Source organism: Natronospira sp., from assembly GCF_007134575.1.
Lineage (GTDB): Bacteria > Pseudomonadota > Gammaproteobacteria > Natronospirales > Natronospiraceae > Natronospira > Natronospira elongata.
On the sequence record NZ_SLKM01000230.1, the window covers coordinates 1 to 5,772 of the forward strand.

Sequence of the window (5,772 nt, forward strand, 5' to 3'; positions counted from 1 at the left end):
GACTTTTCCACTCGATTGATCAGTGTTACCCCCGACCGAATTGACTCGGTCATCCAGGACGTCCTTGCGGATATCGGCGCATTTTTCAATGCGGGGCGCAGCTATCTTTTTTCCATCGACCTTGATGCCGGCACGTTCAGTAATACCCACGAATGGTCCGCGCCGAGTGTGCCACCGGAGATAGGGCGTTTGCAGAACCTGCCCTTTGAGGCTTTTCCCTGGCTCATGGGTAATATCCTCAAAGGAAATATAGCCCATCTTCCCGATGTGGACATGATGGATGATCAGTACCGCGTTGAACGGGAGGAATACAAGCTGCAGTCCATACGTTCTCTGATCATCGTGCCATTGATGAAAGACGGGCGCCCGCGGGGGCTCTTCGGCCTGGACGCGGTCTGGGAGAAGCGATTCTGGCCAGAGGATATTCGCAACAATTTGCGCTTGCTAGGGCAGCTCATCGCCAGTGCTATCGATGCCGTGCAGTTTGGCGGCGAGCTTGAGTACCTGGCCTACCATGATCCTCTCACTGAACTGCCCAACAGGAAGCTGCTTTACGATCGGATCGATCATGCCATTGCAGAATCCACCCGAACCAATTCAATGCTGGCTGTCATGCTGCTGGATCTGGATGATTTCAAGTTGATCAATGATAGCTTCAGTCACAATGTAGGTGACCAGTTCCTCCGCCATACGGCACAACGACTGGAATCGGTCTGCCGCGCCGGGGATACCCTGTCCCGCCTTGGTGGTGACGAGTTTGTATTGCTAATGGAAGTTGAAGAGGCTGCCGATGCCGCCCGGGTTGCAGAGCGGGCTCTGGATCTTCTGACCAGCCCTATCGATATCGAGGGTGAGAAGCTTATCGTCCATTCGAGTATTGGTATTGCCATTTATCCGGATAATGGTGGTGACAGTGATACCCTGATTCGCAATGCCGACCTGGCCATGTACGAGGCTAAGGCGTCGGGGAAAAATCGTTATGCCTTTTTTGATCAGGAGATGACAGAACGGGCGCAGGCAAGCCTCAGCCTGCGCCACGACCTCGAGCGGGCTTTGGATTCCGATGAATTGTGTCTCTATTTTCAGGCCCGTGTCGATATTGCCCGGTCACGTATCTGTGGGCTTGAAGCACTGATTCGTTGGAACCATCCTTCCCGCGGGCTCTTGCAGCCGGCTGATTTCCTGCCCCTAGCGGAACGGTCTGACCTGATCTGTCGTCTGGATCACTGGGTTTTGAAGCAGGCCTGCAGGGAAAGCCGTCAGATACAGAAAGATGGCCCGGATTTCCGTATCGCGATCAATCTGTCGGCCAGGGATCTTTATGAGACAAAGCATCTGCAGCGTCTGATTGCCACATTGGAAGTGGAGGGCACCCAAAACCCACTGCCACTGGAGATTGAGATCACGGAATCCATCCTCATGCATGATGTTGAGCTGGCCATGGACAATCTCCGCAGAATCAAGGCAGCTGCCCCCGACGTCACCATCGCGATTGATGACTTCGGTAGCGGCTATTCCTCTCTGAACTATCTCCGCCAGATTCCAATGGATACCTTGAAGATCGACCGAGCCTTCATTGCTGACCTGGGGACTGAAAATGGGGGTGCGGCTGCCATTGTCCGCTCCATCGTGGAATTGGCCCGTAACCTGAACCTGCATGTGGTTGCAGAGGGCGTGGAGACAGAGGCGCAGCTTGGCTTGCTCCGTGAGCTTGGCGTGGAGGAGGCCCAGGGCTTCCTGTTCGGCCGTCCCGCACCAATCGCCAACGTCCTGGATGCGTCACGGGCTCCAGGGTTCCCCCAGCGCCGGGAATGGAACGCGGACAATCGCCCAGATTGACCACAGGGGCTGTTGCTGATACCTTTCCGCCTCGCACCAGGTGTCCCCATCTCAGTTCATGACCGGGGATTAAACGGGAAGTCGGTGAACTTCTGCTGCTACACGCGGTGAAGGATTCCGACGCTGCCCCCGCAACGGTGATTGAGCAGCCGTCTCTGTCCAGAGCCGGCACCGGTGAATCCATGACCACTGTGTCCGTGAGAGGCATGGGAAGGTGATTCGCCGGCGGCGCCAGCCTGCTCATCAGCCCGTAGACCGGCCTGCGTGCTCGACACCCGCTGAATCCTGCCGATTCCCGGGTGTCTGGCCGCACGCTGCGGAGGGCAGCGCTCGGGCCGGTCGGATGCCGAAATAACATTCCATTCTTCCGCCCCACCTGTTCCCTCAAGCGTGCATTCCGTTGCATCCAAATCCGTGCGGTGGGCACGGTTAGTTGAGGGAAATTCAATGCTAGTCGATCGTATCCGCAGTGCGTGGGTCACGCTACCCGCCGCTATTCTCATTGCACCCCTGAGCTTGGCCGCCGAAGGCGAAGATAAGCCCGCAGCCCCCTTGTTGGCGGCCGGGGCGGCGGAAGCCGTTCCGCTGAATCCGGTAGTGGTTACCGCAACGCGTACCGAACAGCAGGTCGATGACAGTCTGACGTCTGTGAGTGTGGTAGACCGGGAATCCATTCAACGGCAGCAGCCCCGGGAGTTTTCAGAGCTGCTACGGGGCCGTCCAGGGGTGGATTTTGTCAGTAATGGCCCCTTCGGCAAGGCCACCAGCCTGTTCCTTCGGGGGACGAGTAGTGATCACAGTCTGCTGGTGGTGGACGGTGTGCGCATGGGTGCCGCGACCACCGGTGGTGCCTCCTGGCAGTACCTGCCGCCCCAGTTCATCGAGCGGGTGGAGATCGTGAGGGGGCCGCGAGGCAGCGTCTACGGACCGGATGCCCTTGGTGGCGTCATTCAGGTCTTTACCCCGGAGGGTGGGGAAGAACTCAGCCCCTGGGCGGAAATCAGTGCGGGCTCCTTCGGTACTCACCAGTACGGGGCAGGTGTGTCCGGGCAGGGCGGCAATACCCGTTACAACCTGGGCGCCAACCATTTCCATACCGATGGCATTGCCCTTCGGGAGGATGGCGAGCGAAAAGGCTTCTATAACAGCTCCGCCGTGGGGCGAATCAGCCATGAGTTTGACGATGGTGGGGAGCTGGGCGTGACCTCCCTTCACTCCGAGGGGAGAACCGAGTTCATTGGCGGCAAGATGACGTTTGTCCATCAGGCCCTTGGTAGCACTTACGAGCGAAGCATCAATCAACACTGGGATACCCGTGTCACGCTTGGGCAAAGTCGTGATGAAGGCGACACCGTCAATGACAACGGCAGCGAGAGCGAATTCGCAACACGGCGTCAGGTGGCAAACTGGCAGAACAGCCTGTTCGCCGGTGACCACGAAATCCTCGTCGGCCTGGATTACCTGGACGATGAGATTACATCTTCTTCTGAATACGAAGAAGACAGCCGCCGCAATCGTGGCAGCTATGCCCAGGCATTGTTGGATTTTGCGCCTTTGAGCCTGGAATTGGGCATTCGGCATGACGATAACGATTCCTTCGGCACTGTTAACACTGCCAACGCCGCAGTGGGCTATCGCCTGGGCGAGTCGCATCGTATTCGTGCTTCCTGGGGTGAAGGCTTCAAAGCGCCAACCTTCAACGAGCTGTATTTCCCCGGTTTCGGCAACCCGGACCTGGAGCCGGAAGAATCGTCGAGCGTGGAGCTGGGCATTTCCGGTCTCTATGAGAACTGGTTCTGGGATGCCGTTGCCTACCAGACCGATGTGGATAACCTGATTGAAACGGTGTTTCAGGATGGGGTCTTCCTGCCCCAGAACGTCAACGAGGCCCGTATCCGCGGCCTGGAAATCGGTGCGGGGTGGAATCGGGATCACTGGCGCATCTACGGCAGTGTTTCCTATACCGACCCGGAAGACCGTGAAAGTGGCAAACGTCTGATCCGCCGCGCCAAACAGACCGGCAGGCTGGAAGTCGACCGAGAGATCGGCGATTGGTCATTGGGGGGCACCATTATTGCCCAGAGTCACCGTTTCAATGACGCCGATGGCGCCGAACGTCTGGCCGGTTTTGCACTGCTCAATCTTCGTGCCGGCTGGCGCTTTGCGGAAAGCTGGAATGCTCGCCTGGTCGTAGACAATGTGCTTGACCGGGATTATGTCATTGCCCGTGACAGCTTCAATGACTTTGACTATCAGCAGCCAGGGCGTAGCGTTAATCTCAGTCTTCGCTACGGTGACTGAGATCAATGACCGGGCCCTGGATGGTCGGGGCCCGGCTTTCAGAAAACGAGGAGGGCAGCGCATGGGGTACAAAATAATCAGTCCTGCCAGGGTGCTGATTGTGGCCTTGCTTTGGCTTCCCATTGTGTCACTGGCAGACAGCTCGACCGAGCCCGTCTGTGTTCATGACGATCTGATGCGCCTGCTGTGTCTTGATGAGCCCGCAGAGAAGATCATCTCACTCTCGCCCGGGCTGACCGAGTTGCTCTTTGCCGCCGGTGCTGGTGAACGGGTGGTTGGAACCACCAGTTACAGTGATTATCCGGAAGCAGCAAAGGATATCCCTCGTATCGGCAGCCACAACCGCATCGACATGGAAGCCGTGCTGGCTGCCGAGCCGGATCTGGTTGTGGCCTGGATCAGTGGTAACCCCACCGAGCAGCTACGTCGGCTGGAAGAATTGGGGATCGACGTGTTCTGGGGGGAGCAGCGGAGTTTCGAGGATGTGGCTCACACTCTGGAGCGTTTTGGCCGTCTGGCGGGTAGCGAGGACATCGCCCATCCCAAGGCAGCGCATTTCAAAACGGAGATTGCCGCGCTGAAGGCCCGTTATGCCGATGCTGCCCCGGTCCGGCTCTTCTATCAGATATGGGATGATCCCTTGATGACGGTCAATGATGAACACCTGATCAGTCGTGCCGCAGCCGTGTGCGGAGCCAAGAACATCTACGGGGACCTTCCGAGGTTGACGCCAAGGCTGGATGTGGAGTCAGTATTGTCAAAGGACCCGGAAGCCATCGTCGTCGCCGGGATGGGGGAAGACGACGATAGCTGGTTGGATCCATGGCGGCGATTCGAGGGAATGACCGCGGTAAAGCGGAACAATCTATACTTCATTCCACCCTCCAGTATCCAGCGGGCGACACCGAGGTTGCTGGAGGGCATGAAGCGCTTGTGTGCCCATATGGAGCAGGCGCGTGAGCGTCGTTGAATCGGGCCCTACAATTCGGGAGACTGCGGGCATGTATCGTGGCGACCTGCAGCGCATGCTGCCGCCGCTGATTGTTCTGTTGGGGATGGGGCTGCTGTCCCTGGCCCTGGCAGTCAGCATCGGCAGCGTTCCCATCCCGCCAGGGGAGTTCTGGGCGGTGGTGACCGGTGGTGGCAGTGAACTCCATCGCACCCTGATTATCGAATTGCGTCTGCCGCGAGCGGCGGCTGCGTTCGCCACCGGCGGCCTGCTGGGCGTGGCCGGCGCCCTGATGCAGGTCCTGCTCAGAAATCCGCTTGCCGACCCCTATGTGCTTGGCCTCTCCGGCGGTGCCGCCGTGGGGGCTCTGACAGCCATGCTCTTTGGTCTGGGGGTGACTGCGGTCTCTGGCTCTGCCTTCGCCGGAGCCATGGTCTCGGTGGTGCTGGTGTTCGGACTGGCTCATGGCACCGGCAGCTGGACACCGACACGCCTGTTGCTTACCGGCGTGGTGGTGGCAGCCGGCTGGGGGGCGGTGATCACCTTCATGCTGGCACTCAGCCCGAGCGAGCAGATTCCCGGCATGTTGTATTGGCTCATGGGGGACATGGCTTACGCCCGTTCACCCTGGCCGGCCGTCACGGTCCTGGTGGTCGCCTGCGTTCTGATGCTGCCCTTTGGCC

4 protein-coding genes and 1 riboswitch are annotated in these 5,772 nt (G+C 58.8%); all 4 genes read left to right on the plus strand.

The window, feature by feature from the left end; genetic code table 11:
* Positions 1-1,839: putative bifunctional diguanylate cyclase/phosphodiesterase (locus ACJWXQ_RS09135; RefSeq protein WP_406672641.1), on the plus strand; the 1,839-nt coding region annotated here is incomplete at its 5' end.
* 21 nt (positions 1,840-1,860) lie between these two features.
* A riboswitch (cobalamin riboswitch) is annotated at positions 1,861-2,118 on the plus strand.
* A gap of 168 nt (positions 2,119-2,286) precedes the next feature.
* Positions 2,287-4,140 carry a TonB-dependent receptor domain-containing protein gene (locus tag ACJWXQ_RS09140; RefSeq protein ID WP_406672642.1) on the plus strand — a complete coding sequence of 618 codons (1,854 nt, stop codon included), beginning with the start codon at positions 2,287-2,289 and terminating at the stop codon, positions 4,138-4,140.
* A 61-nt stretch (positions 4,141-4,201) separates the two neighbouring features.
* Complete coding sequence (locus ACJWXQ_RS09145) at positions 4,202-5,110, plus strand: cobalamin-binding protein (protein WP_346050923.1); 909 nt, start codon at positions 4,202-4,204, stop codon at positions 5,108-5,110.
* Between the two features lie 31 nt (positions 5,111-5,141).
* On the plus strand, positions 5,142-5,772 hold a 631-nt coding region (locus ACJWXQ_RS09150), incomplete at its 3' end, for a FecCD family ABC transporter permease (RefSeq protein ID WP_406672643.1).

Bases quoted from the DNA above. Each gene is read 5' to 3' on its own strand.
- ACJWXQ_RS09140 (WP_406672642.1), top strand. From the start codon at position 2,287: ATGCTAGTCGATCGTATCCGCAGTGCGTGGGTCACGCTACCCGCCGCT.
- ACJWXQ_RS09145 (WP_346050923.1), top strand. From the start codon at position 4,202: ATGGGGTACAAAATAATCAGTCCTGCCAGGGTGCTGATTGTGGCCTTG.